Annotated in this window: 34 protein-coding genes; 11 read left to right on the forward strand and 23 right to left on the reverse strand. The window is 72.2% G+C overall.

Annotated elements, in window-relative coordinates:
• Positions 1 to 49 precede the first annotated feature (49 nt).
• The 9 genes from AOM46_RS25875 to AOM46_RS25915 all read left to right on the forward strand — a co-directional run bounded on the left by AOM46_RS25875 (position 50) and on the right by AOM46_RS25915 (position 5,884).
• Positions 50 to 1,000 carry a DNA cytosine methyltransferase gene (locus tag AOM46_RS25875; RefSeq protein ID WP_062215691.1) on the forward strand — a complete coding sequence of 317 codons (951 nt, stop codon included), beginning with the start codon at positions 50 to 52 and terminating at the stop codon, positions 998 to 1,000.
• Positions 997 to 2,022 (forward strand): methyltransferase, encoded by a 1,026-nt coding sequence (locus tag AOM46_RS25880; protein ID WP_062215692.1) that lies wholly within the window; start codon positions 997 to 999, stop codon positions 2,020 to 2,022. The genes AOM46_RS25875 and AOM46_RS25880 overlap by 4 nt, the downstream gene beginning before the upstream one ends.
• Complete coding sequence (locus AOM46_RS25885; RefSeq protein WP_062215694.1) at positions 2,019 to 2,351, forward strand: hypothetical protein; 333 nt, start codon at positions 2,019 to 2,021, stop codon at positions 2,349 to 2,351. Before AOM46_RS25880 ends, AOM46_RS25885 begins: the two co-directional genes overlap by 4 nt.
• Positions 2,351 to 3,241 carry a hypothetical protein gene (locus AOM46_RS25890; RefSeq protein WP_062215696.1) on the forward strand — a complete coding sequence of 297 codons (891 nt, stop codon included), beginning with the start codon at positions 2,351 to 2,353 and terminating at the stop codon, positions 3,239 to 3,241. The genes AOM46_RS25885 and AOM46_RS25890 overlap by 1 nt, the downstream gene beginning before the upstream one ends.
• A gap of 181 nt (positions 3,242 to 3,422) precedes the next feature.
• Complete coding sequence (locus AOM46_RS25895; protein ID WP_062215698.1) at positions 3,423 to 4,025, forward strand: hypothetical protein; 603 nt, start codon at positions 3,423 to 3,425, stop codon at positions 4,023 to 4,025.
• Between the two features lie 87 nt (positions 4,026 to 4,112).
• The gene (locus tag AOM46_RS25900) at positions 4,113 to 4,388 is read left to right on the forward strand and encodes a hypothetical protein (protein ID WP_062215700.1); all 276 of its coding nucleotides are present in this window, start codon (positions 4,113 to 4,115) and stop codon (positions 4,386 to 4,388) included.
• Positions 4,381 to 4,632: a hypothetical protein gene (locus AOM46_RS25905; protein ID WP_062215702.1), complete on the forward strand. Its 252-nt coding sequence runs from the start codon at positions 4,381 to 4,383 to the stop codon at positions 4,630 to 4,632. Before AOM46_RS25900 ends, AOM46_RS25905 begins: the two co-directional genes overlap by 8 nt.
• 84 nt (positions 4,633 to 4,716) lie before the next feature.
• Complete coding sequence (locus AOM46_RS25910; protein WP_062215703.1) at positions 4,717 to 5,625, forward strand: hypothetical protein; 909 nt, start codon at positions 4,717 to 4,719, stop codon at positions 5,623 to 5,625.
• 73 nt (positions 5,626 to 5,698) lie between these two features.
• Complete coding sequence (locus AOM46_RS25915) at positions 5,699 to 5,884, forward strand: hypothetical protein (protein WP_062215705.1); 186 nt, start codon at positions 5,699 to 5,701, stop codon at positions 5,882 to 5,884.
• Positions 5,885 to 6,058: 174 nt separating this feature from the next.
• On the opposite strand, the gene AOM46_RS34260 is transcribed toward AOM46_RS25915, so the two are convergent.
• From AOM46_RS34260 to AOM46_RS25925, 3 genes are read right to left on the reverse strand one after another with little or no spacing between them, the layout of a single operon-like run.
• Positions 6,059 to 6,244 (reverse strand): hypothetical protein, encoded by a 186-nt coding sequence (locus tag AOM46_RS34260; RefSeq protein WP_158920636.1) that lies wholly within the window; start codon positions 6,242 to 6,244, stop codon positions 6,059 to 6,061.
• Between the two features lie 39 nt (positions 6,245 to 6,283).
• Positions 6,284 to 6,850: an HNH endonuclease gene (locus AOM46_RS25920; protein WP_062215707.1), complete on the reverse strand. Its 567-nt coding sequence runs from the start codon at positions 6,848 to 6,850 to the stop codon at positions 6,284 to 6,286.
• On the reverse strand, positions 6,847 to 7,467 hold the full coding sequence (locus AOM46_RS25925; protein ID WP_062215709.1) for a recombinase family protein: 621 nt from the start codon (positions 7,465 to 7,467) through the stop codon (positions 6,847 to 6,849). The genes AOM46_RS25920 and AOM46_RS25925 overlap by 4 nt, the downstream gene beginning before the upstream one ends.
• 238 nt (positions 7,468 to 7,705) lie before the next feature.
• Between AOM46_RS25925 and AOM46_RS25930 the strand changes: the two genes are divergently transcribed.
• Both AOM46_RS25930 and AOM46_RS25935 read left to right on the forward strand, forming a co-directional pair.
• Positions 7,706 to 8,107 (forward strand): RNase adapter RapZ, encoded by a 402-nt coding sequence (locus tag AOM46_RS25930; RefSeq protein ID WP_158920639.1) that lies wholly within the window; start codon positions 7,706 to 7,708, stop codon positions 8,105 to 8,107.
• Complete coding sequence (locus AOM46_RS25935) at positions 8,104 to 8,565, forward strand: nucleoside 2-deoxyribosyltransferase domain-containing protein (RefSeq protein ID WP_062215711.1); 462 nt, start codon at positions 8,104 to 8,106, stop codon at positions 8,563 to 8,565. Before AOM46_RS25930 ends, AOM46_RS25935 begins: the two co-directional genes overlap by 4 nt.
• Before the next feature lie 41 nt (positions 8,566 to 8,606).
• Here the strand turns inward: AOM46_RS25935 and AOM46_RS25940 are convergent, their stop codons facing one another.
• The 20 genes from AOM46_RS25940 to AOM46_RS26035 all read right to left on the reverse strand — a co-directional run bounded on the left by AOM46_RS25940 (position 8,607) and on the right by AOM46_RS26035 (position 24,079).
• Entirely contained in the window at positions 8,607 to 8,939 is a 333-nt protein-coding gene (locus AOM46_RS25940) for a hypothetical protein (protein WP_062215714.1), read from the reverse strand.
• Positions 8,936 to 9,190, reverse strand: a complete 255-nt coding sequence (locus AOM46_RS25945; RefSeq protein ID WP_062215716.1) for a holin — start codon at positions 9,188 to 9,190, stop codon at positions 8,936 to 8,938. Before AOM46_RS25945 ends, AOM46_RS25940 begins: the two co-directional genes overlap by 4 nt.
• A gap of 17 nt (positions 9,191 to 9,207) precedes the next feature.
• Positions 9,208 to 10,185 (reverse strand): N-acetylmuramoyl-L-alanine amidase, encoded by a 978-nt coding sequence (locus AOM46_RS25950; RefSeq protein WP_107080179.1) that lies wholly within the window; start codon positions 10,183 to 10,185, stop codon positions 9,208 to 9,210.
• Between the two features lie 54 nt (positions 10,186 to 10,239).
• Positions 10,240 to 10,731 (reverse strand): hypothetical protein, encoded by a 492-nt coding sequence (locus AOM46_RS25955; RefSeq protein WP_158920642.1) that lies wholly within the window; start codon positions 10,729 to 10,731, stop codon positions 10,240 to 10,242.
• Positions 10,732 to 10,739: 8 nt separating this feature from the next.
• On the reverse strand, positions 10,740 to 14,195 hold the full coding sequence (locus AOM46_RS25960) for a hypothetical protein (protein ID WP_062215721.1): 3,456 nt from the start codon (positions 14,193 to 14,195) through the stop codon (positions 10,740 to 10,742).
• 11 nt (positions 14,196 to 14,206) lie between these two features.
• Positions 14,207 to 14,854, reverse strand: coding sequence for a hypothetical protein (locus tag AOM46_RS34265; RefSeq protein WP_067226624.1), 648 nt, complete (start codon positions 14,852 to 14,854; stop codon positions 14,207 to 14,209).
• Positions 14,851 to 15,528 carry a glycosyltransferase family A protein gene (locus tag AOM46_RS32530; protein WP_062215726.1) on the reverse strand — a complete coding sequence of 226 codons (678 nt, stop codon included), beginning with the start codon at positions 15,526 to 15,528 and terminating at the stop codon, positions 14,851 to 14,853. Before AOM46_RS32530 ends, AOM46_RS34265 begins: the two co-directional genes overlap by 4 nt.
• The gene (locus AOM46_RS33525) at positions 15,525 to 16,073 is read right to left on the reverse strand and encodes a bifunctional 2-polyprenyl-6-hydroxyphenol methylase/3-demethylubiquinol 3-O-methyltransferase UbiG (protein ID WP_067226587.1); all 549 of its coding nucleotides are present in this window, start codon (positions 16,071 to 16,073) and stop codon (positions 15,525 to 15,527) included. Before AOM46_RS33525 ends, AOM46_RS32530 begins: the two co-directional genes overlap by 4 nt.
• Positions 16,051 to 16,539 carry a phosphotransferase gene (locus AOM46_RS34270; protein ID WP_158920645.1) on the reverse strand — a complete coding sequence of 163 codons (489 nt, stop codon included), beginning with the start codon at positions 16,537 to 16,539 and terminating at the stop codon, positions 16,051 to 16,053. The genes AOM46_RS33525 and AOM46_RS34270 overlap by 23 nt, the downstream gene beginning before the upstream one ends.
• Entirely contained in the window at positions 16,536 to 18,704 is a 2,169-nt protein-coding gene (locus AOM46_RS25985) for a hypothetical protein (protein WP_158920648.1), read from the reverse strand. Before AOM46_RS25985 ends, AOM46_RS34270 begins: the two co-directional genes overlap by 4 nt.
• Before the next feature lie 22 nt (positions 18,705 to 18,726).
• Positions 18,727 to 19,065: a hypothetical protein gene (locus AOM46_RS25990; protein WP_062215735.1), complete on the reverse strand. Its 339-nt coding sequence runs from the start codon at positions 19,063 to 19,065 to the stop codon at positions 18,727 to 18,729.
• A gap of 50 nt (positions 19,066 to 19,115) precedes the next feature.
• Positions 19,116 to 19,442, reverse strand: a complete 327-nt coding sequence (locus tag AOM46_RS25995; RefSeq protein WP_062215737.1) for a hypothetical protein — start codon at positions 19,440 to 19,442, stop codon at positions 19,116 to 19,118.
• Positions 19,443 to 19,538: 96 nt separating this feature from the next.
• Positions 19,539 to 20,159, reverse strand: a complete 621-nt coding sequence (locus AOM46_RS26000) for a hypothetical protein (protein ID WP_062215739.1) — start codon at positions 20,157 to 20,159, stop codon at positions 19,539 to 19,541.
• A 14-nt stretch (positions 20,160 to 20,173) separates the two neighbouring features.
• On the reverse strand, positions 20,174 to 20,524 hold the full coding sequence (locus AOM46_RS26005; RefSeq protein WP_234314006.1) for a hypothetical protein: 351 nt from the start codon (positions 20,522 to 20,524) through the stop codon (positions 20,174 to 20,176).
• A 38-nt stretch (positions 20,525 to 20,562) separates the two neighbouring features.
• The gene (locus AOM46_RS26010) at positions 20,563 to 20,847 is read right to left on the reverse strand and encodes a hypothetical protein (RefSeq protein ID WP_062215743.1); all 285 of its coding nucleotides are present in this window, start codon (positions 20,845 to 20,847) and stop codon (positions 20,563 to 20,565) included.
• 3 nt (positions 20,848 to 20,850) lie between these two features.
• Positions 20,851 to 21,201 (reverse strand): hypothetical protein, encoded by a 351-nt coding sequence (locus tag AOM46_RS26015; protein WP_062215745.1) that lies wholly within the window; start codon positions 21,199 to 21,201, stop codon positions 20,851 to 20,853.
• Between the two features lie 11 nt (positions 21,202 to 21,212).
• On the reverse strand, positions 21,213 to 21,791 hold the full coding sequence (locus AOM46_RS26020) for a hypothetical protein (protein ID WP_062215747.1): 579 nt from the start codon (positions 21,789 to 21,791) through the stop codon (positions 21,213 to 21,215).
• Position 21,792: 1 nt separating this feature from the next.
• On the reverse strand, positions 21,793 to 21,975 hold the full coding sequence (locus AOM46_RS26025; RefSeq protein ID WP_062215749.1) for a hypothetical protein: 183 nt from the start codon (positions 21,973 to 21,975) through the stop codon (positions 21,793 to 21,795).
• A 56-nt stretch (positions 21,976 to 22,031) separates the two neighbouring features.
• Positions 22,032 to 23,246, reverse strand: a complete 1,215-nt coding sequence (locus AOM46_RS26030; RefSeq protein WP_062215751.1) for a phage major capsid protein — start codon at positions 23,244 to 23,246, stop codon at positions 22,032 to 22,034.
• Positions 23,243 to 24,079 (reverse strand): HK97 family phage prohead protease, encoded by an 837-nt coding sequence (locus AOM46_RS26035; RefSeq protein WP_062215752.1) that lies wholly within the window; start codon positions 24,077 to 24,079, stop codon positions 23,243 to 23,245. Before AOM46_RS26035 ends, AOM46_RS26030 begins: the two co-directional genes overlap by 4 nt.
• Position 24,080 lies beyond the last annotated feature (1 nt).

Consider the following 24,080-nt stretch of genomic DNA (forward strand, 5'->3'; position numbering starts at 1 on the left):
GGGCACTCCCCGCCAGCCACCCATCCCGCACCACCGAGAGGAGCGGAACGTGATCGCCGACCTGTTCGCCGGCCCCGGCGGACTCGACGAGGCCGCGCGACAACTCGGCCTGCCCACCGTCGGCATCGAGCACGACGCCGACGCTGTCACCACCCGAACCGCCGCCGGGCATGCCACGATCCACGCCGACGTCCGGCACCATGGGCCCGACAGCGTCCCCGACGCCACCGTGCTGGCCGCCGGGCCGCCCTGCCAGACCTACAGCCACGCCGGTGACGGCTCCGGGCGCCGCGCGCTGGCCGAGGTGCTGGATGCCGCTCGGGCCATGGCCGCACGCCAGCAGACCGCAGCCCGATGGGGCGACGAACGCACCGGCCTCGTGCTGGAGCCGCTGCGCTGGGCCCTGACTGCCCTGGACGACGGTCAGCCGTACCGGGCCGTCGTCCTGGAGCAGGTGCCCGCCGTGCTGCCGGTGTGGCAGGTGATCGGCGCCGTCCTGGCCCGGGAGGGCTACGGCGTCGCCACCGGAGTGCTGCGCGCGGAGGAGTACGGCGTACCGCAGACTCGACGCCGAGCCGTGCTCGTCGCCCGCCTGGACGGGCGGACCGTCCTGCCCGAGCCCACCCACCGGCCGTGGCGGCAGGAGCCCGACCTGATCAGCATCGGCCTGCCCCGCTGGATCTCGCAGGGCGACGCCCTGTCCCGGCCCGAGCCGTTCGTCGTGGTCAGCAACTACGGCACCGGCGGCGACCCGCGGAACCGCGGCCGGCGACGGTCCGACGAACCCGCCTTCACCGTGACGTCGAAAATCTCGCGGAACCGCGTGCTCTCCGCCGACGGCACCCGCGAACTCCCGCGGCTCAGCCACTCGGAGGCCGGGCTGCTGCAGGGCTTCCCCGCCGACTACCCGTGGTCCGGCCGCGACGTCGCTCAGCAGATCGGCAACGCCATCCCCCCGCCCCTCGCCCGCGCGCTCATCACCGCGGCCACCACCCCGTGACCGAACAGCAGGACGCCCGCGCCGTTCGACCCGGCGCGGGCGCCCCCCGATCCCACCACGACAACCACCTGGAGGACCCGACCGTGATCATCCCCGACGACATACTCACCACCCTGCGCACCCGGGCCCGCACCACCGGCCCCCGGCTCACCCTCGCCGGCCCACGGCTCGACCCGCGCCTGTACGAGCGGATCGACACCGTGCTCCAGGGCGCGGGCGGCCGGTGGGACCGCACCGCCCAGGCGCACGTGTTCCCCGACGACGCCGCCGACGCGCTGGCCCGGCTGCTGACCACCCGCCACGTCACCACCCCGCGCGAGACGATCCAGGCACAGCAGTACTTCCCCACCCCGGAGCCCGTCGTCGCCCGTCTGCTGGAGCTGGCCGCGATCACCCCGGGGATGCGAGTCCTGGAGCCGTCCGCCGGGCGCGGCGCCCTCGCCCTCGCCGCCGCCTCGGCGGGCGCCCTGGTGGACGCGGTCGAGGTCGAGCCGGGCCACGCCGAGGTGCTGCGCGCCGCCCACCACCCGGGCGTCACCGCGCTGGTCGCGGACTTCCTCGCCACCCGGCCCGACCCGGTCTACCACCGGGTGATCATGAACCCCCCGTTCACCCGCGGCGCCGACATCGCCCACGTGACCCACGCCCTCGGTGCGTTGCGGGCCGAGGGGCTCCTCGTCGCCGTCATGTCCCACGCCACCGCCACCGCCGCCTCGGCCGCCCGGTTCCGGCAGCTGGTGGCCGACCGCGGCGGCCAGGTCCAGCCGCTCCCCGCCGGCGCGTTCCGCGCCTCCGGCACCGACGTCCGGGCGCTCATCGTCACCATCCCCGCCACCCGGCCAGCTGGGGCGCCGCCGACCGTGTGGCCCACCGACAGCTGCACCACGACCACGCCGGCGCCGGCGCCGCCACCGCTCTCGGCCCCCGCCGTGATCGCCCGCCGCATCGTCGCCGATCTCCAGCGCGCCGCCACCGAGTTCGGCCGAGTCGCCGACGACCTCGACCGCACCACTACCCCGTGACCACCCGCCAGGACGCCCGGCTGGGTCGTGACCAGCCGGGCGCCCCACCACCCAACCAGACCGGCCACCAGGAGGACCAGACCATGAATCCGTTCGCTGATGACCTGCCGGCTGACGACCGGCTGCGCCTGATGCTCGCTGCCCGCATCAACTGCCACGTGGACACCTGGCGGCTCGCCTTGTTCATCGCGGGCGCCATCGTCGCCGACCCCGCGATCCGGGCCGAGATCGACCGCATCGGCGCCGCACACGCCGCCGGCCAGCCCCGCGCCAACCGCGCCACGAGGCGCGCAGCCGCACGCCGCAACTCCCCAAGGAGGAACCGCTGATGACCGAGCCCACGCCCGCCGTGTGCGGGGATCAGCTCACCGACTGGACGTGCAGCCTCCCCGCTGGCCCGCACCCGCGCTGGCGGCACCAGGACGAGGAGGCGGGGGTGTGGTGGCAGCAGTCCGCCGTCCCCCCGCACAGCAACGCCCCCACCACGGCGCCCCACGGGGCCCCTGACGGCCCGCCAGCCCCCCGAGTGGACCCGAGTGCCACCGAGGGGGAGAACGGCGCTCAGGCGGGCACACAGCCGTTCGGCGTCGGACTCCCCACCGTCGAGCCCGAGCACTCGGCCATCACCGCCATGCCCGGCGCGCCCGACGAGATCCTGCTGCGCATCCCCGGCCTGACCTACCTCGACACCGAAGCAGGCACGTGGGCAGTCGAGTTGGGCCTCCACCGGGACGACCTGCCGGCCCTCCGCGCCCGGATCGTGGAGGCGATCCACGCCGACACCCAGAGCGCACGGCGGGGAGAGTGCCCAGAGTGCGGCGACACCGGCGCCTGCGCGGGTGGCCCCTGCGCGATCGTCCCCACCCCGCTCGCCGGGCTGCGCGACCGGATCGCGGCCCTCATCGCCGACGCCGAAGGCACCTACCCGAACGCCGACGCCGACACCATCGCCGACGCCGTCATGGCCGAGGTGCAGCCCGACCTGGACGACATGTGGCGCACGATCCTCCAGTACGACGCCCAGGCACAACGCCGGGCGGCGGGCCGCCTTGACCGCCTCGATCGCGCCGAAGCCGCGCTCAACCGCGTGCGGGGGGCGCTGCCCACCACCCCGCGCGAGGAACGCGGGCTGCCCAACGACCTCGCCTACAACGCCGGCTGGCACGACGCCTGGGACGAGGTCCGCGCAGCACTCGACCCCGACGCCCCCACGCCGTAACCCCCCGGTGGCCCGGCACCAGCCGGGCCACCACCGGGGCGCCGTGGCCCCACAGAACTGCCTCGGCACCCCTCTCGCGCCCGAACTCCCCTCCCCGGCCCTCGACACCGGACGGACCCCTGACAGCCCCGCAGGCGCCCACACAGCCCCGCGCCACCCGCACGAGCACCAGGAGCACGACATGACCACCCTCGCCCCCTGCTGCACCGCCTGCTACCGCCCTCTGCCCGCCTGGGATCTGGACCGGCTAGCCTGCCCCGGATGCCAGTCGCGTGCAGCCGAGCGCCTGGCCGAACTGCCCGCGCTGCTGGCCGCCCTGTCGCCGGTCCCAACCCGCACAGGTGGGCTGGTGGCGGTCCACGGCCCGGCCGGGTCGCGCCCGCCGATTGCCCTGCACGCCGTCGACCTGTCTGTCGAGGTGCCGGCGCTGTTGGACTCGTGGGCGCGGGACTGGGCGTCGGTCGCCGGCCACGACCTGCCGGAGCGGTGGCTGCCGAACGCGGCGGCCGGTCCGGCGCTGTGGCTCCGCTGGCGCCTCGACTGGGCGTGCCGCCAGCACCCGGCCGTGGAGGAGGCGCTGCGGGAGATCGGGCACGCCTGGTCGGCCGTGCGCACCGCCGCCCTCGGCGAGCGCGCCGAGCGCCGCGTCGCCGTCGTCTGCCCGTGCCAGGGGCTGCTCCGCGTCGGCGTCTCCACGGACGCGGCGACGTGCGCCGGGTGCGGCACCAGGTGGAGCCGAGGCGACCTGCTCGGGATGCCGCTCGCCCAACGCTCGGCGGCGTAGTGCACAGCTTGCCAACTTCGACACACGTATGTCAAAGTTGGAAGAGGTTGAGGGAGCCACCCGAAGCCATGAACCCAAGGAGCTGCCATGTCCCACGCCATCGGCACCGCCGTCTGGTCGGTCGTCCGGGGCGAGTCCCCCACCGCCCGCGCCGTCGAGCCCGGCGTCGCGGGCATCAACGTCCCCGACGAGATCCTGACCTGGGCCGCGAAGCACGGCCTATCCATGGACGACCCCGACGTCTACCTACTGGTCACCCCGACGGAGGAGGCCGGGACGGTGGACGGTGAGATCGCCTACCGCGAGCTCGCCATGCCGGCCGCCGACCTCGCCACCGTCCGGGCAGCGCTTGACGATGAGTGAGTCCACCGAGCGGGAGCTGTGGCTGATCGGGCAGGTTGTAGACCACCTCGGCGTGGCCAGCCGAACGGGCGCGCGCACGTTCCTGCGTCGCGCGGGCCTCGGGGCGGCCGACTACGTCACCGGCGCCAGCGGTCGCCCCGAGGCCCGGTACGACGCGGCGGCCGTCCGCGACGCCGCCGCCCGCCGACCGGGGCAGGGTCATCGCACCGACCTGGACGAGCGCCCCGCAACGCCCGACGCCTGATACGGTTCCTGTCTCATCGACCCTCCGAGGGGCCCCGGCCGCCACCACCAGGTGGCGGCCCTCGCACGTCCGAGGAGGCACCCGGTGACCACCAGCATCCGCCCCGTCCACCTCCCGCGCCTGCGGGACCAAACCATCCGCTACCTCACCACCCCACCGACAGCGGATCGCGCGACACAGAGCGTCGCCGACGAGCACGGGCAGCGCGACGAGGACGCCACCCAGTTGCTCATCAAGCACATACGGCACGCCGACCTCTACGTCGTCACCCCGGACATGGCCGCCCTCGCGGTCTCCGCTGGCGCCCAGCTCGCCGCCGCGCGCTGGGCCACCGCCGACCGGCCTTCCCCCTGCGGCCTCATCTACTACCAGGGCGGCATCGGCACCGTCACCGTCGACCACCTCGACATGCAGGTTGAGGCCCTAATGTGGGGCCCGCACCCCGATGGCCTAGCCATCTGGACTGCGTTCACCCGGCGCGCTCTCGCCGAACGCTGGGCCGCGCAGGGCCGCCTGGACGCCCTCACCGACCGGGGCATCGACGCCGCCCCGATCCTGGTCACCTCCGGCGCCGTCCTGCCCGTCACCACCGACCCGGTGCCGCTGGCCGAAGCCGACCCGGACATCGCCACCGTGCTCTCGGCGCTGGCCGCGTCGTGGCTGCTGATGCAGCAGCCCCAACTCGTCGACCGCACCCGGGAGGCCGCCGGCCCCGCTGACCGACGCCGGGCCCACCGCGAAGGACGGCCCTCCCCGGACGTCACCGTGGTCGACCTACGCCGGCAATACACCCCGAGCGACCGCCCCCCCGAAGACGACGAGTACGAGGGCCGCCGTTACCGGCACCGCTGGGTCGTCTCCGGCCACTGGCGCCAGCAGCCCTACGGCCCTGGCCGCGAACAGCGTCGCCAGCAGTGGATTCCGGCCTACATCAAAGGGCCCGATGGGGCGCCGCTACTGGCAACCGAACGCGTCAACGTCTGGCGTCGGTGAAGTTGCCGAGTGGCTGCTGGGGCCCGCACCGGAATCGGCCCCGCCTGTCAGTCCCGGCTGACACCATGGGGCCGTGACCACGGTGATCCTCCACGGCGGCCCCTGCGATGGGGAGACGCTTGACCTGTCCGCCGTGCCCGAGGAGGAGCGGGCCGGCGGCGTCGCGCTCCCGTCGGCGGGCTGCGCGTATCCCGGTGGACGGTCGCTCTACGAGCCCGACGCCGCCGGCCGGTGGCAGTGGCTCCGGGACGTGCCGTGACCGAGCAGTCGGCGAGCGGCTGGTCGAAGGCCGCCCGCCGCCGGACCGCGCGCCGTCCGCGAACCACTTCGTCAGTCAGCCCGCCGTGCGACAACTGCGGCGCAGCGGCCGGCGCCTACGGCCGCGTCGACTCCTCCGGAGTGCCCGGCCGCGTCTGCGGCGAGTGCCAGTGGCTCAGCCAGGACGAGCTGTTGTTCGGGTAGCAGCCTGATCCGCCGCCGCGAGCCACCGCATCCCCCACGCCTCTGTGGCGATGCCGGACGGGCCCTCCGTGAGCGGCGGCAACACGGCGGCCGACATCTGCTCCAGCCGCACGCCGCGCGGCAGACCCGCCACCATCACCGCCACATCCGGGCTCATGACGGCAGGCTGCCACGCAGGGTGCGATGGCGGCTACCGCTATCGGGCCAACTCCACCTCGGCGGTGGCCCGCTCAGCGGCTGCCCGGAGGATCGCGACACGCGTTCCCTGGCTGAGGCCGACGCCCCAGTGGAGCCCGGCCTGCCTCGCTGCGTCCTGCAGGAGTTCGATCAGCCGACTGCCGTCTGCGCCCTCGCCGGCCAGCTCCTCAACAAGGGGTAGGAACTCGGGCACCTCGACCGCCGCCTGCTGCCAAGCAAGCACGCCGTCCATCTCCTTGCTCATCCGCGGCGCACGCGTGGCGATCCAACGCTCCATCTCCCGGGGGTCCGGCCAGTCCGGCGACTCCTGATGGCACGGCTTGCAGAGCAGGATGAGGTTGTCGATTCCGTCGTCACCTCCGAGGCTGTGCGGGACGACGTGGGCCCGCTCCAGCGCCGCCCGCTCCCAGCTGGCCTTCGCCGTCTTCTTGTCCCAGTGCTCGGAGTAGTACCCGCAGGCGAAGCAGCAGGGCTCGCCCAAGTCGTACAGGCGCGGGGCGAACCTGTCGCGCCGGAGCGAGCGCGCCCAGTGCTGCGCGATCTCCCACTTGGTCGGCGTCGTCACGGTCGGCCACCCTCCGGCGCGGCGGCCTCCGTGTCGCGCTCTCGGAGCGCCTGGGAGATGGCGCCGATGCTGGGGTTCTTGCCCTTGTGCTTGCCTTCGGCGATCCGTAGGTGGGGCTGGATCTGTCGCAGGGTGAAGCCCTTCTCCCGCAGGACGACGGCCTGGATGGTCAGCGCCTCCGTCATGACGGGGCGCCGGCCGCCGACTCGTCCGCGGGAGCGGGCTGCGTCGAGGCCGTCCTTCGTTTTCTTGACGATGTCGCGGCGGCGCTCGGAGGCGAGGACGAGGGCGAGTTCGAGCAGGAGGTTCATCTCCTTGTGTTCGCCGGCCCCAACGCCTTCGAGAACCTTGACGGCGATGTCGCGCTTGAACAGCTCGGCGAGGGTCATGAGGCCGGTGAGGGTGTCGCGGCCGAGGCGGTCTACCTCCTGGACGCAGAGCATGTCGCCGCTGCGGAGGTAGTCGACGGCGGCGCTGAGGCCTGGGCGGTCGGCGACGGCGAGCTTGCCGCTGACCTTCTCCTCGAAGACCTTGATGCAGATGGGGTCGAGCGCGTCGTGCTGTCGGTCGACGTTTTGCTTGTCGGTGGATACGCGGACGAGTCCAACTAGCGCCACAGGGCTCCTCGTTCATCAATCGGTTCGGTGTGGGTACTTGAACGATACCTGTTGATGAACCGTTTGATGAACAGCTTTCCGTGCGGATTCCCCTCACGGGGCATGCTGTTCACCGATTCCATGTAACGACCGTTAGATGAACAGCTGGTTGGTGCCGACCGGCGAGCGGTGGCGAACCAGTCCGAAGAGGCAACAGGCAACCCGCCCACGGACGTCGCCGAGCCGTCACCATGGAGTCATGGCCCTGACCCAGGTACTCATCGAGACGATCGGCACCCTCCACTCCAGCAAGCGCCCCAGCGGCGACCATCTCTACTTCGACCTGAGCGACAAGCTCCGCAACCCGCACCACGACCCGAAGATGCGCGAGCTGACCGGCCTGGACCGCCGGGTGCGCGACCACGTGCTCAGTACCCCGGGGGCCATGCAGATCGTGGAGCGCATCGCGGAGCAGGCGCGCGCGGTGCTCGCCGGGTACTCGGATCGCCGCCGCCGGCTGGTGCGGGTGACGGTCGCGTGCCGCGGGGGTCGGCACCGCTCGGTCGCGGTCGCGGAGGAGGTCGCGCGGTATCTGCGGACCGAGGGGATCGGCGTCGAGGTGGACCACAGGGACATCAAGAAGCCCGTCGTCCAGCGGTGACGAGCTACGTCGAAGCCCCCACCCCGGCCGGCGCCGGGATGGGGGTGAGCGTGTTCCTTGCCGGCGGTGTCACTCACTGCCCGGACTGGCAGCGGGTGGCCGCGCGGGAGCTGCTGGCCGCCGGGTTGACGGTGTTCAATCCGAGGCGCCGCGAATTCCCGATCGACGACCCGGCCCAGACGCCGGTCCAGATCGCCTGGGAGTACCGCCACCTCCAGGTCGCCGACATGATCCTATTCTGGTTCCCGCCCTGTGACGCGGCTCTGACGACACAGCCCATCAGCATGTACGAGCTGGGGTTCGCCGCGGCTTCCGGGCGACGCATGGTCGTCGGCGCCGATCCGGGGTACCCCCGTGTTGCTGACGTGTACACCCAGCTCGCCCACGCCCGGCCCGAGTTGACTATCCACGCGACGCTGGGGGCGACACTCCGGGCAGCCCGTGAGGCCGCCGCATGACGAAGTGCCCCAGCCCGCCGTCGTGGCGGGCTGGGGCGTGGTCAGTTGTCGGGTGCGATACGGGCGGTGCGGGCGTCGACGCGGTTGACGGCGTCGCGCAGGCTCCCGCCCCCGTTGGGGTGCAGCTCTTCCTCGACGCGCGTCAGGCGGCCTGCGATTCGTTCCGTGCACTGCTCGATGCCGGCGATGCGCTCCAGGACTCCCGGCCGGGCTGGCACTCCGGGCCGCTCGGGGGTGCCGCGCCAGTCGTCCGCGAGGTCATCGAGCCTGGCGGCTGTGCGGATCGCGGCGCGTCCGGCGCGCCAGAGCCCGGCGAGGAGCGCACACACGGCGGTGCCAGCGCCGGCCCAGACGGCTATCTGGTCGGGCGTCACGGGCGGCCCGCTCTCCCCGCGAGCGGGTCGCTGCGGCTCGGCGTAGGTGTCTCGGTCGCTCCGGGTCCGCCGGGGGTGGCAACGGCGGTGAGCACCGCAAGGAGCGCGGCGCCTGCGGCGGTCGCCAGGGCGGCCGGCCAGTCCACGCTCAGCACGTCGACTGCGTCGGCACCGAGCACGGCGACCAACGCCTGCGCGAAGGTGCGCACGGCGCGCTCCAGCGTCGCGCGCCAGAAGGTCCAGGTGGTCATGGTTCGGTACCCCTCTCTCAGGCTGGCCAGGCCAGCAGGCTGGCCACCAGCTCGTCTACGGTCAGGTCGCGATCGGTCACGTTCAGCAGGTCCACGACCAGCCGGTTGTCGTCGCTGCCGGGCAGCATCCCGGGCCAGGTGTGTACGAAGTGCCCCCGGCCGCCCGCGTGGACGGGCGACCCGATCGGCCAGGACTTCGCGCGCTTCCAGTCCTCGCCGGCCTTCCGGTGGTTCCGCGCGATCCGCACCTGCACCTCATCACCGCGCTCCAGCCCGCCGACGCGGAACCCGACGCCGAGCACGAAGGCGTGCGCGCCCTTGAGGAGGGTCTGCTCGGCCTTCTTCTCCGTCCACCCCGTGCCCTGGACGTGGAACCGGTCCCAGGTGACCGTGGTCCATACGTTGGGCTTGAGGGTCAGCGGCTTCGACTTCTCGTAGTAGCGGTCCATGGGCCGGCCCTCCTTGGGCTGTTCGGTCGGGGGCGACGGGCTGCCGCCGGGGCGGGGGGCGTCGGCGCGGACCCACGCGTACAGGGCATCCCCCGGGCAGGCCGTCGGGTGACCGTCGCGGTGGCCCTTGATCTCGCTGCCGGCCGGGCCCCGGGTGCGGCAGTGGTCGATGGCGTCGCGCAGTCCGCGCAGCAGCGCATCACCCGGGGTCCCGTTCGTGCCGTGCAGGGCGCACACCGCGTAGTGCTGCTCGTTCAACGAGGTGTTCCCGTTCGCCGAGTTGCGGCGCTGGAGCCCGCGGCCCTCGAACACCGAGCCGTGCTCGCACACGAGGAGCGAATACCCGATGTCGGACCAGCCGTTGCCGTCCATGTGGGACGCCTGCAACTGCCGCACGTAGGCCGCGCACTGCGCATGCGGGCGGCTGGAGTACGGGGTGCCGAGGTAGTGCACCTTGACGCCCTTCCGGGGGCCCGCGTAGCGGATGGAGCCCGAGGGCTCCCGCCACGCCCGAGCACCCCACCGAGCACGCGGTATCAAATCCATGAGCCCTCCCGGACATGGAACGGCCCCGCGCCGGAGCCGGCAACAGGACGGGGGTCAGCGGATGCGGAGCACCTCAACGAGGGATTGGGTGCGCACGATCGTGGGGCTGCTGCTGCTGGAACCCTGCGCGAACCGAAGAGTGCATGCCCCGCTCACAGAGCCGACGTTGACCTGGCAGTCCTCGTGGTAGCCGGCGAACGTGATGCCGCCACCTACCACCTGTTCCGTCCCGGGCTCGCGGGCCCGCATGACGATCAGGCCGCCCGCTCCGCTGGACTCGTTGGCGACGCCCTCTACGCGGCGGACCATCGAGGTGCCGGATGGTGCCTGCCAGGCGAATCGAGCACCGCCGCCGCCGGAGCCGTAGGCGATGCGGAGTCGGAACAGGTAGTAGCCGCCCGCCTGGACCTCAACCGCGATATTGGTGCTGACGAGGCTGGTCGAGTTGACGACCTCGATGTCGGAGGGCTGCTCAACAACGGCGGGCTTGTCTTCCTCCAGTCTGCCGGCGGTGACCCGCATCCCGGGTCTCCAGGGCCAGGGCATGGCACCTCCTAAAGTGCAACGATCATGGGGTGGGCGAGGCGCACGTCTGTTCCGGCGGGATGGGCGCGGGTGATGCCGTTGACGCTGCGGGTGACCTCCGCGTACTGGGGGTTGACCACCTGCCACGAGCTGAATGCCAGCTGCGGTGACACGTTGGTGTTGCCCGACTCCGCGCTCGCGACGACGCCGACGACGCCGACCGGTACGGGGTCGGTCTCCACGGTGCGGTCCAGCCACCACACGTCGGGCTCCAGCACCCCGGCGGGCCAGACGCGGGCCCGCAGCCGGTCGCCGTCCACCCGTGCCCGCAGGTGGAGTGCGCTGCCGCCCACGTAGGTGTACGGGGTTGGCGCCGTGGAACCGATGGCCGTGGTCACGCGCGCCGCGTCCATGCCAATCGTCCCCTCCGTGCCGAGGAGAACTCGGATCCGGTAGTACGCCGATCCGGAGACGCGCATGACGACGCCAGCCGTGAGGGCGGATCCGGTGGCTACGGCGCTCGGGGTGATGGTGACGAGCAGCTGGCAGTCCGACAGCCCGAAGGGGAGTACCTCGAACCGCTGCGTCGTCGGCGAGGACAGCGTGATGATGCCCTGCCCGTTCGCTACGGACCGGTCGGAGGTCGGGCCGCCGCTGCTCGTCCACGCCACCCCCGTGGTTGTGTCACCCCAGCCGCCGGTGACGGTGCGGTCGTAGATGTCCCAGGCCAGAGGCTCGATGCGCTCGCAGCGCACGATCTCCCCGGCAACGGACAGGTCGACCGGGAGGTCACCGGGAGCGGCGTCGCCGCCGTCGGGCCCGCCGGTGGTGACCCACTCGGGGCCGTCGGTGGTCCGCAGGTAGAGCGTGGTGGTCGACTCGTCGGTATCGACAACCAACACAGTGCCGTCCGTGTCGACGTGCGTGGGGACGTCAGGGTCATCCTCGTCTGGAGGAATCTCGCCAACGCGCCACGGGCCACCCGGAGAGGCGGCTGCCTCGATGCTCCAGCGGGTTGGAGTCAGGGTCTCGGTCAGCCCCTCGACCATGAGGTCGACGGTCTCGTCGGGGTGTTGGGGCGGCAGGTCGGTGACCTGGATGCGGTCGCCCTCCAGCCGATCCATCCACGGGTCGATCACGCTCGGCGCCACGTCCAGCGCGCTGGTGACGGCCGGGTAGCGCATCCCTGGCCACGTGCCCCGGTGCAGCCTCCATGCGGCGATGTCGGCGAGCTGGCCGTCCTCCGCGACGTTGACCGTCACGGCCTCGTCGTACAGGCCCACCTCAGCGACGGACTGGTCGTCCACCGCACGCGCCGACGAGCCGCCCGTGCGCGACGCCGTGATGTCGTTCCGCAGGCGTTGGTCATCGAGCACCGGCGTGAACGGGTTGTCGATCTCATTGCTCCGTGCCGACAGTTGGACGCCAGGCGTCTGGTTGTAGAGGACCTGTCGGGGCCGGTACGCGATCCCCGGCACCTCCCGACGCTCGGCCAGCACGCCGCCGTCGACGTCCGCGCACTCCTGGAGCAGCGTCAGCAGGGCGGCGGGGCGCTGCGGCCCCATCGCCGGAGACTCGGACGCGACGCCGAGCACGGACATCGGCAGTTGCTCTTCCTCGGCGAGGCGCCGCATCCGCGCGAGTGCCGTTTCGCCAGCGAAACCATCGTCGGCCGCCTGGTAGGCGGTGAGCCGCTGGGGAGCGAACACGGCGATATGCCCGAGTGCCATGCCGGCCAGTTCAGCGTGCCATTCGGGTGCGGACAGCACGCTCGTGATCCGCCCTGCGCTGCCTGGATAGGTCCCCGACATCTGGCCGCCGCCGGTGCCGACATGCCACCACACCATCACCCACGACACCGTGCCGCCGGACTGGCTGGCCCTGAATTGCCACCTGTTCCAGCGGCCGTCGTGCAGGTCGGGGCCGATCGTGGCGCCCTGCGAGACGACGGTGCCGCCGTCCAGGTTGTAGCCAATCACGCGGGCGCTCGTGGGGCCGAGGCGGAGCCACCACTCCGCCACTGTGCCGGAGGAGCGGTACCGCATGACGGTGCGCTCTGTCTCGGGCGGGCGCGGGATGCTCGCGACGAACTCGGTGTGCCAGCCCGTCGCGCTCGGGTCGGACGGTGCGGGAACGATCCCGCTGAGCGTTGCGCCGTCCGTCACGGCGGGGAGGGGGGACGAGCCGTCCAGGGTATCCACTGCGGCGAACTGCAGCCCGGAGGTCATCATGGGCGCGACGCCGTCGATCGGGGAGTATGCCCACGTTGCCGCCCGGTCCTCCTCCATCGGCCAGTACGCAACCGGGCCGTAGGAGGGGATACGGCGGCGCAGCGTCGAGGCCAACGCCTTCTGCCCCTGTCCGAGGCGGCGGAGGGGGCCGGCGATGGTGATGTCGCAGCGGGCCTCGCCCGGCCGGTCGCCGGGGCGCGCCGGGTTCGAGAGGTCTCCCCATGGCCAGGTCGGCGCCCAGTCGGCAACCTCCCCGGTCATGCGGATGCGCCAGTCGGTGACCTCGGCGCTGCCCACCACAGCCCAGGTGTTGCCCTGCGGGTCCGTCACCGTGCTGGCGCCAGGGGGCGAGGCAGTGAAGTCCGGGCCGGCGAGGGGCGGCCCGTCGATCCCGTCGCGCAACTCTGCCCGGTAGTAGCGTCCGGCGCCCGGCAGGAATCCGAGCGTGGCGAGGTTGCCCAACTCCAGCGCGGCCGTGCCGGCCGTATTGATGCTGGTGGTGCCAGTGCCGGAAACCTCATGCCCGAGAGCGCGCCATACCCCCGTCGACAGTGCGGGGGCGACGTAAAACTGCGCGGTCCATCCAGACGCGCCGTTATCCACGTCCAGCACCGCACGCAGGGCAAATCGAGACCCCGACGGGTACGGGATCGCCTCGGTCGACAATGCCTCGATCAGCGCGGTGCCGTCGGGCGACCAGCCAAGTCTGACGGCCCCGCTCTCGCTGATCAACACTCGCCACATGCGTGCGCCTGCCAGGTTGTAGCGACCGATGATCTGCTGCGGTCCGTGAGCCCAGGCGGTGTAGGTGGCTGGCGGGTCGCTGCCCCATTGGGCCGGAGCGCGGTCCAGCGCCATCTCGACGCGCACATCCAAATCGCCTGATACGTCGAGCGCGGCAGATCCGGCGGCGCGGGCGCCCGCGCCGTCCGCGTTAGGCACGCGCAGATGCGAGCCGCCGGCCTGCACGCTGATCCGTGCCGGGACGCCCTGGCGGACGTGTGGGTAGTGCGGGCTGGCGGGATGGCCGGGGGTGTAGTGGCTGTGGTTGTTCACCAAGCGCGGGGAGACGCGGGCAGGTTGGGTCTGCCCGGACTCGTCGGGCCGACCCCGGGTGATCGTCAGTGGCTGGGTGCGGTCCAGGTCGGCGGTGACGTCCGTCCACTCCCACGCCGCCGGGTCGCTCGCCGGGTCGGTGCCGAACGCCATCTCCAGCCGGACTGGGGTCCACCAGGGGCGGGTCGGGTACGTCACGGCGCCTCCATCTAATCCAGTAGGGTCCGCATCCCGTCGGGCCGGCCAGCGGCGCGGCGGTATCGGCGATACAGGGCGCGGGAGTTGGCGGAGCCCCAGCGGCGGGAGTCGCGCGCCTGGGGCGGGTGCCAGAGATGCCACAGCGGGGCATCCCCGCGCCATGGGGGCCCGGCGAGCGTCCGGAGGGCGAGCGCCCACGCCTCATCTTCTTGTCCCCATCCGGCGAACCGCCGGTCGAGCGGCACCTTGTTGTAGAGGTCGCGGCGTAGCGCGACGATGCCGCCACCCTCGAACCCGCGGTACGGCGGCTGCTCCAGCGGCCCGTCGAGCGGGCCACCGGAGAGTACGGCGTCGGTCGCAACCCGGGTCAGGCGGCGCACGGGCCCGTGCGGGATCGCCCACGGCGCCCTGCCCGCGACCGCGTCGATCGCCTCGCCGATGCCGTCCGTCCACACGTCGGCGTCCGCCACGACCAGCACACCGCCCGCCGCCCGCCGCAGCCCGTCGGCGACGGCCGCGGCCTTACGCCACGGCCCGGCCGGCGCCCGGCCGAGCAGCGGCTCGTAGCCGGCAGCCCGCCAGCGGGCCAGCACCCAGCCGAGCGCCGCCTCCCGGTGCGGGCACCCCGGGTGCCACGGGATCACCACGGTGACGCTCACGGGGACCACGCCGGGTCGCGAACCATCCGGTCGAGCTGGGCACGGGCCGCCGCGCGGTCCCGGTGGGTGAGGCGACGGCTGAAGCTCCCGGCGTGCTGCCGGTAGACGGCGCCCGGCCGCGTGGCGCCGGCGAACCGCGCGCCTCGCCGCGCGAGCCCGAGCCAGAACGCGCTGTCGATCCAGTCGTTCGCCTCGTGCCACGGTGACCGAGTCCAGAGGCTGCGCCGGAACGCGGCGCACGAGAACGCCACCTGCCTACCGGACAGCGCCTGGCGAGCGGAGGCGCGGGGGAACACGATCTCCCGTCGTCCGCGTCGCATCCCGACGGAAACGACGTCGGCCCACGGGGCGAGCGCCCGAACGTCGGCGAGGCAGTGCGGCAGGAGTAGGTCGTCGGCGTCCAGGTGCATCACCCACTCGGTGGGCGTCGCCTCCACTGCCCGGTTCCTCGCCGCTCCCATGCCCCGGTAGGTGTCGCGCACGACCTGCCACGGCAGCCCGGACTCGTCCAGCGCCTCACGGGTCGGCCCGATGTCGTCAACTCCGGCGTCCAGCACGGTGACGATCTCCGGCCGCACGGTCTGCGCGGCGACGCTCTTTACCCATTCGGGCAGGTAGCGGCCGTAGGCGCCCCATGCGGAGGTGACGACGCCGATCGGCCAGCTCGCGGTCAACCGAGGTCTCCAATCGCGTACATGGGCCGCAGCTTCCGGGAACGGTAGCCGGGAGTGCGGGCGATGATCCGGCCGCCGAGGGCCTTCACCGCGTCGGGGATCTCCGGGCAGTGCGCCACCGCGCGGGGCAGCACCTCGTGAGCGACGGCGACCTCGCAGACCAGCAGCCGGGACTGGGCGCGGATCTGGGTGAGCATCTGTTCCCACCACGGCACGTGGTGCAGGACGCTGAGGCACAGGATGACGTCCCAGTCGCCCAGGCCCGCCAGCGACTCTGGGGTGATCCGCTCGTAGATGCCGGTGACGCGCGGATCGCCGGCCTCCTCCAGCGCTGGCCGCAGCCCGCGCCAGTCGTCCACCGCTGTGACGTGACAGTCGAACTTCTCGGCCAGCCGCAGTGCGAAGTACCCCTCGTGGGCGCCGAGGTCGAGCACGCGCAGCCCGCTCTGTCCGTCCAGCTCGCGGGCGATCGCCTCGTATCGAGGCGCGGCGGGCCGGGCTGGCGTTCCGATGTCGCGGCCGTTACGGCGTCTGGGCTGGTACATCGCACCCCCACTGGTTCTTGATCGACATGCGCTGCGGGCTGCCCCACCACTGCGGGGTGTGCGCGGCGTGAATCTCCGGCACGGGCACCCCGGACGCGCCAGGCCCATGCAGGTCGTAGGACAGGTCGGACGGCTGGTAGATCGCGGTCTCCCAGTCGATGAGCAGCGGCCGACCGTCGTGCCCGCGCACGAGATTGCGGACGTGGACGTCACGGTGGTGGACACCCTCGGCGTGTAGCCGGAGCAGCAGTTCGTGCAGCCCGCGCACCGGCCGCCAGCGGGGCCCACAGCGGACCTGCGGCGTGCACGTCTCCAGCACCAACACCGGGCCCTCTATCGAGATCAGGCGGGGGGCGGCCCACGGAACGCGCTCGTACCAGGCGGCCTCGGCGGCTGCGGCAGCGGCGGACCGGTGGCGCTTCGTCGTCCGGGTCAGCCCGACCCGGACGGTGGCTCGGCGGCTCACCACGCAGCCCCGACACGCCGGATGTCGCCGCCGTACTGGGTGCGCACGATGCCCTCCAGCCAGGCCATGAGGTGTCGGTCGCCGGCCACGATCTCGATCGTCGGCGCGGCGGTGGCTGCCGTTCCGGTGGCGACGGTCGCACGCACCGTCGGCGGGTCCGGAACCTGCACCATGTGGTCAATGGCCTGGGTGAGTGCAGGCGTGCCGGCCTCCACGCCGACCTGGACGCCGGCGGGAATCCACTGGCCGACCTCATCGGCGAACATCCGCGACGGCGAGCCGATGCCGAGGAAGGATTTGACGCCGTTGAGGGCCGAGCGCGCAGCGCCTACCACCATGTCCCGCAGCCCTGCGGCAGCGGCACGGACGCCAGACGCGATGCCCGCAATGATCGCGCGGCCGATGTCGACGAACCAGCCGCCGACGCCGGACACGGCCCGCCACGCGCCCAACAGTCCGGTGACGATGGCGTTGCGCACGGCACCCCAGGCGCCTGACGTGGTGTCCTTCACCCACTGCCAGGCGTCGGAGATCAGATCACGCAGGCCACGGAGGGCCGCCGATGCGCCGTCACGAATCCCGGTCCAGGCGTCGCTGATGCGGTCCAGCACCCATTGCCAGGCTGCGCCGGTGGCGGCCTTGATGTCGTCCCAGTGGGAGATGATGATCCCGACCGGATGCCATGTCATGAACAAGTCGACGACCCATTGCGCGATCGACGAGATCTTGTCCCAGACCCAGTCCCAGGCGGCCTTCGTGGCGGCGACGATCTCGTCCCAGTAGATGATGACGGCCGCAACCCCGGCGGCCAGCAGGGCGATCGCGGCGATTACGCCGAGGACGATCCACGTCACGGGGTTGGCCAGCAGCGCCGTGTTCACCGCCCAGAGGCCGATCGACAGCGCGGTGAAGGCGCCAGCCGCCACGAGGACGGCGACCGCGATCGCCTGGAACAGCCCGGGATGCTGGCTGGCGAACGAGGCGACCCCGGAAAGCACCGGCATCAGGGCATCGCCCAGCGTCCCGGCGAGCGTCCGCATCTGGGACTCGAACTGCTGGCCTGGGTCGTCCTCCAGCGCGTCGGTGACGCCCTGCGCGGCGCCCGACACGTCGTCCAGCCCGTCAACGGCAGACGCGGTCGCTGGGTCCATCGCCAGCAGGGCGTCTGCCGACTCTCCGGCCATGTCGCCGAACAACTCGACTGCCAGTTGAGCGCGTTCGGCCGGGTCCTCCACGCCGCGGAGGGCCTCCAGCGTATCCCCCATGGCCGCAGCGGCCTCGGGCCCGCCCGAGTGGATCGCGGCCAACATGCTCTCCGCGTTGAGCCCGAGCCCCTGGAACGCCTCGGCGGCGGCCTCGGTGTCCTCAGCCGTGATCCGCGCGAACTCATGGATCACGTCGGCGGCCTGGTCAATGTCGCGCCCGCCCGCCTGCACGAACTGGCTCATCAATCCGAAGGCGGTTGCCCCGTCCAAGCCCAACCGCTGGAACTGTTCGGAGTACTCCTGGATGACGAGCGGCACGTCACCACGCATCGAGGCGGGGAGTGCCGCTGCCGCTGCGGCGAGCAGGTCGAACGCCTCAACCCCGTCGGCAGCCAGGCCGTTCTCGATGGCCTGACCGGCGGCCGTGGCCGCGTCCGCCACGTCCCACTGGTAGATGTCCGCCAGCGCCACAGCCGAGGCGGTCATCTGCTCCATCTCGGCGTCCGTGGTGTCCGCGAGGCTGGACACCGACGAGGCGACGGCGCCGACAGCCTCGGACACCTCACCCATCGAGCCGCCGAATCCTCTGGCGTAGACGTCGCCGGCGATCTCGCCAGCGCGTTGCGCCTCGTCGGCGGTCAAGTCGAGCTGGGCGGCGAGCCGGCTGGTGGCCGCGCTGGTGTCCATGGCGGCGGCCATGCCGACGCCGAGGCCGACGGCGAGGGTGCCGCCGGCCAGCGCGCCGACGCCGGACATGCTGTCGGCGAACCCCGACATGCGGTCGGAGAACGACGAGTTGAGGGCGTCGCCGGCGGCGTCGCCCGCATCGTCACCGGCGCGGCGGGCGGCCCGCGTCAGCTCGTCCGTCATCCCCCGCTGGAGATCAGATCCGAAGCCGCGGAAGGACGGGGTTACCGCGATCCAGGCGGTGCCGACCTGCGGTCCGGTGGCGGTGGCCATGGCGGTCACCCCCAGCCGGTGGTCAGTGGCCGGGCGGCCGTGGTCGGGGACGCTGCCGGCGAAGGAGCGCCTTGCCTCGCTCGATCAGTTGGTCGCGGGCCTGGCCGCGCAGGGCCTCAACCTTGCTCGGGCGCGGGACGGGCTTCGGCGCGGAGCCGGGCTGCGAGCCCTTCTTCGAGCGCTGCCAGTTGGCCGTGGCCAGCGCATCGAACGTGCCTGCCAACAGCTCGACATCGAGCGGGTACACGCCGGACTCGCGCGCCTTGGCCCAGGCCAGCGCACTGCGGGAGGTCTGCGGGATGACGTGGACGAGCCGCCACAGTCGCCCCCATGTGAGGTGCGGCGCGCCGATGTCGTCCAAGTCCAGCCCGAGGATGAGGAGGTCGTGCTCGATCTCCCCGCCGTACTCGCTCAGGAGGTCGACGAGGGCGAAGATTCCCCCAGGCTCTCGACACCCTGATTGCTCTTGTGCTCGTCGATCAGCAGCAGCAAGTCGTCCGCCCGCCCGCCGGCGGCGACGAACCGGTCGTACTGCTCGGCGCCCATCAGGCGGCGGGCGAACGGCACGTCGCCGGTCTCCCGCACCTTCTGCGCCGCTTCCTTCAGCTCGTCCGGCCAGAAGCCGGGCGCGGGGATGCTGTACGGCTTCCCGCTGACGGTGATCGTCAGCCGGTCACCGCCCTTCCGCTGCGCGGCCCTGCGCCGCAGTTCCTCCAAGTCGAACGTGGTCCTACTCATGCGCGGTCTCCTCAGTGGGCGCGCGGTCAGGAAAGCGGCGGGGCGCCCCCGGACCGCGCATGGCGGGGACGCCCCAGATGAGGGGGGTGGGTTCCGTCAGGAACCCGGCATGATCATGGCGGGGTTGTTGGTGTTCTCGATCAGCGCGACACCGCGCGAGACGCCGTCCACTTCCATGACGTGGACCTTCGCCAGAAGCGTCATCTCGTAGAAGGTGAGCTGCCCCGCCGTGTGAGCGATGTCGCCCTGCTCGTCGACGACCAACGTCGGGATGTAGATCCTCTTCCAAATCCCGCCGTCGACGAGATCGAGGCAGCCGCTTCGCACGTCCTCGCCAGACTGCTGGACGACCACGGTCTGCGTCTGGTCGCCGGTCGTCGTCGTGATGCTGTCGGGGTAGCGCAGCCCGGCGACCACCCAGTTGTCTTCCAGCGCCTGGAACTGCACGGTGTGGTCGTCTTCGGTCACGGCTGTCCGAACGATCGAGTTCCCTTGCCAGGCGCGGAAACGTTCGACCGTCCGGTTCCGCCCCTGCGTCGGCCCGTCCTCCGACAGCCAGCCGACCTCGTAGAACTCGTCGCCGGGTGGGACGAACGCGCCCGTCTCGTCGTGGATCGGAGGCAGGGGGAACTCGGCGACCGGGGAACCCGGGAGGGTCACCCACAGGCCGCTGTCGAACCCGTACCAGGCCCTCGCGTTGTCCGTGTTCTTCGCCACGGTGCGCTCCTCTCTTAGGTCGGCACCGCTCCACGGACCGACAGCACAACGGTCATCAGCACCCGCGGTACGTCGCTGGGCGCGTCGGGAATGAGGGTCGGCCCGGTCTCCTCTGTCGAGACGCGAACCTCGGGCACCGCCTCGCAGATGCGGGCCAGGTGATACCGGGCGGACTCCGCGAGGTCGGACGCCCGGGAATCGTCGGGCGCCCACACCTGCACGTCGATCCGTGCGTCGTCCACGATCGGGTTTCGCCGCGGTCCGCCCAGGCGGCGTAGCAGCACCATCTCCGGCAGGCGCGGCCTCGGCACGCGGGTGCCGACGTGCACCGGGTCCAGCAGGGGCCGCAGGTAGTCGACCGCCACCAGCGTGGCGTCCGGGAACCGGACCGCTGGGGCGGCCATCAGTTGCCTGCCGCGTCGATCGCCCTGCCGAGGAACCGGTGCTTCGCTTCGGCGTGCAGGACGCCGGGGTGGCGGGCGGTCACGATGCCGCGCACCCGGTCCCGGCCGCGCCGCGTAGTGGCGTCGACCTCGATCGCGCCCTCCTGCATCTCCGGTGCCGCTGCCTGGGCTGCGGCGCCCACGCGCTCGGCGCGCCGCTGGAGATCGGCCCGCAGCTCGTCGCCGGTTGCCAGTCGGCCGACTCCCTCGTAGTCGATCTGGATGCGGACGGTCGCACGCGCCACGGCTCATCCCTCCATCCGGGTCAGCAGGATCTCGATGTGGGCCAGCCGCCCCGTGGGCCCGCGCCAGCGGTCGACGTCTCCGTCGATGACCCAGGTGGCGCCGGCCCACTCGATGCGGTCGGTCTGCTCGATGTCGACGGTCAGCGGTCCGAACGCGCGCCGGTTTCTCTCCAGCCCGTCGCGCGGGATCGTCTCGGCGGCGGGCTGGCGGGAGCCCTGCACGGGCTGCACGCGCCAGCCGGTCAGCGTCGTGCGTTCGGCCGCGGACCAGTCCCGCTCCGGGTCGCCGTAGGAGTTGTCCACCAGCGGGGCGCGGACGCGGGTGATGCTGTCGGTGAACCAGGGGAACGGCACAAGTCCACCCCCTACGGCCTGTTGGCCAGCCGGTATCGGTCCAGCACCCTGCGCTCCGCGCCGGTCAGCATGCCGCCGGCGCCCGAATCGTCCGAGGACCCGCTCGTTGCGTAGGAGACGGACTCGCCGCCCGCCTGCTCCGACGAGACGCCGACCGGGGCGGTCGCCGTCCGCGCCGCCACCGCGATCAGCACCGAGCCGATCGCGCCCGGCGGCTCCTCGTAGCCCGAGTCCATCTCGACGCGCAGCCGGCGCGGGCCGTCCGGCCAACAGCCGCACCGCCACAGCCAGCCGCCGGCCGACCAGTCCCACCCGCCGGCCACAGCCGCCCAGGCATCCGGGGCGAGGTCGTGCTGCGGCCGAGTCTCCACCGCCAGCACCTGGTGCAGCATCAGGGACGGCAGGCCGGCGACCGGCCCTCCGACCGTGTCCACCGTCACCGTGCCGGTCAACCGCGGCCACACCCGCCAGCCGCAGTAGTCCCGCACCACGTCGGCGGCCTCGGCCAGCAGGTCATCCGCCTGCTCATCCGTCAGGTCGGTCCCCGGCCGGCGCCGCAGCCGATCCCGCAGCTCCTCCAGGGACGCCACCTCAGCCCCCGGTGGACTTGTTCGCCAGCTGGCGGGACTTGTTGGGCGCCGGCCGCGCCTTCACCTCACGGACCCGCTTCGGGTCGCCACGCTCGGCCACCTTCTCCGGGCTCAGCTTCATCGTCAGCGTGACGCCCGGCCGGACGTCCACCTCGTACTCGCGCAACCTCGCCGCACGGGACATCGCACACTCTCCCTCCGGTGTGGCCGGGCGGCAGGACCGCCCGGCCGGTGAGTCGATCAGGAACCGGACCCAGCGAGGGTGACCTCGCAGAAAGCCGCCGGCTGGTACACGGCCAGGAGCAGGCGCTCCTCAGCGCGCAACGTCACCCGGTTGTGGATGAAGTCGTCCTGGTCGCTGTTGGTCATCTCGACGCTCACGCCGCCCTTGCGGAGCACCTGGCCGCCGATCTCGAACGCGCCGACGAGAGCCGTGCCCTCGGCGATCGCCGAGGTGATGACGGTCCGCTGCTGCCACAGCCCCGGGTTCAGGCCGAAGCCGCCGTTGCCGTAGGCGCCGGTGAAGGGGCCGCCCGCGAAGTACTGCTCGTTCGCATCGCGCGACAGCCTCAGCCGCTGGTAGTCGAGCGGGTTGATGACCACGGCGTCGGCCGGCAGCTGGGTCGCGAGGTCGATGTTCGTCATCGCGCGGAACAGCGCGTCCAGGTCGTCGTCCGGGCCGGCCGACGCCTCGGTGAGGATGCCGTCCCGGTTCAGGATGCCGGTCATGTTGATGCCCGTGCCGTCGCCGTTGAGGAGCTGGTCCTCCTCGGCGAGGACGAGACGCAGCCGCATCTGTCCCTCGATCACGCTGACCAGGTAGGGGACGTCCTGGAAGGACTCGTCCGAGATCTTGGTGATGCCGGCGATCTTCGTGAGGGTCTCGATCTGCGGCTCGAAGCCGAAGTCGATCGCGGGCTTCTCGCCGAGTTCGGCGACGGGCGCGAATCCTCCGGTGGTCGGCCCCTGCACGTAGTAGGTGAGGGTCGTCGCCGACAGCGTGCCGGACCCGAGCAGGGTCGCGATCGTCGGGCGCCGCAGCACCTCGGGAACGACCTGCCCGTACTGGGTCTGCACCAGCCCGCCGGCCGCACCGCCAGTCGAGAAGTCCTTCGCCCCGAACTCCACGCTGCGCTGGCTGAACCGCGTGCGGGACTTCGCTGCGAGCGTCGCCGACTTGTACGCCTCGTCGGCAGCGAGCTTCGCGGCCACGCCGACGGCCTCACCGGTGCCGCCCGGATTCGGCTGCCCGGCGGGCACGGCGAATGCCTTCGCCGCCAGAGCCGCCGCCTTCTCGGCCTGCCCGATCTGCTCGTCCAACTCGTCGACGCGGGCGAGGTGCTTCTCGCTCTCCGCGATCTCGTCCTTCGTCATCGCGCGCCCGGCGGTCTTCGCGGCCTCGATCGGCTCCTGGGCGGCCTTGAGCGCGGCGTCGCGCTGTTCACGCAGGTTCACTGCGCACTCCTCTTCTTGATGTTGACTCTGGCCTCCAGGGAGGCGGCGGCGAAGTCAGGCGTGGGCGCTCCCGGCTCATCCGACTTGGTGCCGGCGGCGGGGTCCGGTTCCTGCTCCGTGGCCGGGGTCTGCTCCTGGCTCTTCTTCTCGTCGCCCGCCTCGTCGGCCACCGGGGGCTCCGGCGTATCGAGCGCGGACAGCACGCCGTCGATGCCCTCGGCAGCGGCGACAAGCTGATCGCGCGCCTCGCGCAAGGCGTTCTCGTTCTTGCCGGACAGGACGCGTCCAGCCTTGATGCCTTCCAGGGCCCGGGCCACAGCGCGACCGGTGCGTTCGCCGAGGGCCTTCACGGTCTGTAGCTCGGTCGCGGGGTTCGCGCCGACCGGCACCACGGACACCTCGTAGAGGTCGATGTCGCGCAGCTCGTAGACCTCGGCTCCGTCCTTCTCGCCCCACCCGGCGTCCCGCACCTGGTAGCCGAAGCTGAACTCCTTGACCCGGCCGCCCTTCAGTAGACGGTAGACCTGCGGCGCCTTCGGGGAATCCATGTCGAGCTGGGCGCGAACCTGGAGGCCGCGGTCGGTCTCCACCGCCTCGACGATCGAGCCGATGTTGTAGTCGGGGTCGGCCAGGTTGTGGCCCCAGTAGACGGGGATCGGGTAGCCGCTGGCCGACCACTCCTTCAGCGTCCGCTCGAATGCGCCGGGCTGCACGACATCGCCGTAGCTGTCGATGTTCCCGAACACCGAGACCAGCGCGGTGAACTCCCCGCCGCCGCTCTCCGCGTCGACGTCCGTGACCTTCACCCGAGCGGGTGCGTCCTTGATCAGCACA

Source organism: Streptomyces sp. NBRC 109706, from assembly GCF_000974485.1.
In the GTDB taxonomy this organism is placed as follows: domain Bacteria; phylum Actinomycetota; class Actinomycetes; order Streptomycetales; family Streptomycetaceae; genus Streptomyces.

Bases quoted from the DNA above. Each gene is read 5' to 3' on its own strand.
- AOM46_RS25890 (WP_062215696.1), top strand. From the start codon at position 2,351: ATGACCGAGCCCACGCCCGCCGTGTGCGGGGATCAGCTCACCGACTGG.
- AOM46_RS25895 (WP_062215698.1), top strand. From the start codon at position 3,423: ATGACCACCCTCGCCCCCTGCTGCACCGCCTGCTACCGCCCTCTGCCC.
- AOM46_RS25900 (WP_062215700.1), top strand. From the start codon at position 4,113: ATGTCCCACGCCATCGGCACCGCCGTCTGGTCGGTCGTCCGGGGCGAG.
- AOM46_RS25905 (WP_062215702.1), top strand. From the start codon at position 4,381: ATGAGTGAGTCCACCGAGCGGGAGCTGTGGCTGATCGGGCAGGTTGTA.
- AOM46_RS34260 (WP_158920636.1), bottom strand. From the start codon at position 6,244: ATGAGCCCGGATGTGGCGGTGATGGTGGCGGGTCTGCCGCGCGGCGTG.
- AOM46_RS25930 (WP_158920639.1), top strand. From the start codon at position 7,706: ATGGCCCTGACCCAGGTACTCATCGAGACGATCGGCACCCTCCACTCC.
- AOM46_RS25945 (WP_062215716.1), bottom strand. From the start codon at position 9,190: ATGACCACCTGGACCTTCTGGCGCGCGACGCTGGAGCGCGCCGTGCGC.
- AOM46_RS25950 (WP_107080179.1), bottom strand. From the start codon at position 10,185: ATGGATTTGATACCGCGTGCTCGGTGGGGTGCTCGGGCGTGGCGGGAG.
- AOM46_RS25955 (WP_158920642.1), bottom strand. From the start codon at position 10,731: ATGCCCTGGCCCTGGAGACCCGGGATGCGGGTCACCGCCGGCAGACTG.
- AOM46_RS33525 (WP_067226587.1), bottom strand. From the start codon at position 16,073: ATGTACCAGCCCAGACGCCGTAACGGCCGCGACATCGGAACGCCAGCC.
- AOM46_RS25985 (WP_158920648.1), bottom strand. From the start codon at position 18,704: ATGGCCACCGCCACCGGACCGCAGGTCGGCACCGCCTGGATCGCGGTA.
- AOM46_RS25995 (WP_062215737.1), bottom strand. From the start codon at position 19,442: ATGAGTAGGACCACGTTCGACTTGGAGGAACTGCGGCGCAGGGCCGCG.
- AOM46_RS26025 (WP_062215749.1), bottom strand. From the start codon at position 21,975: ATGTCCCGTGCGGCGAGGTTGCGCGAGTACGAGGTGGACGTCCGGCCG.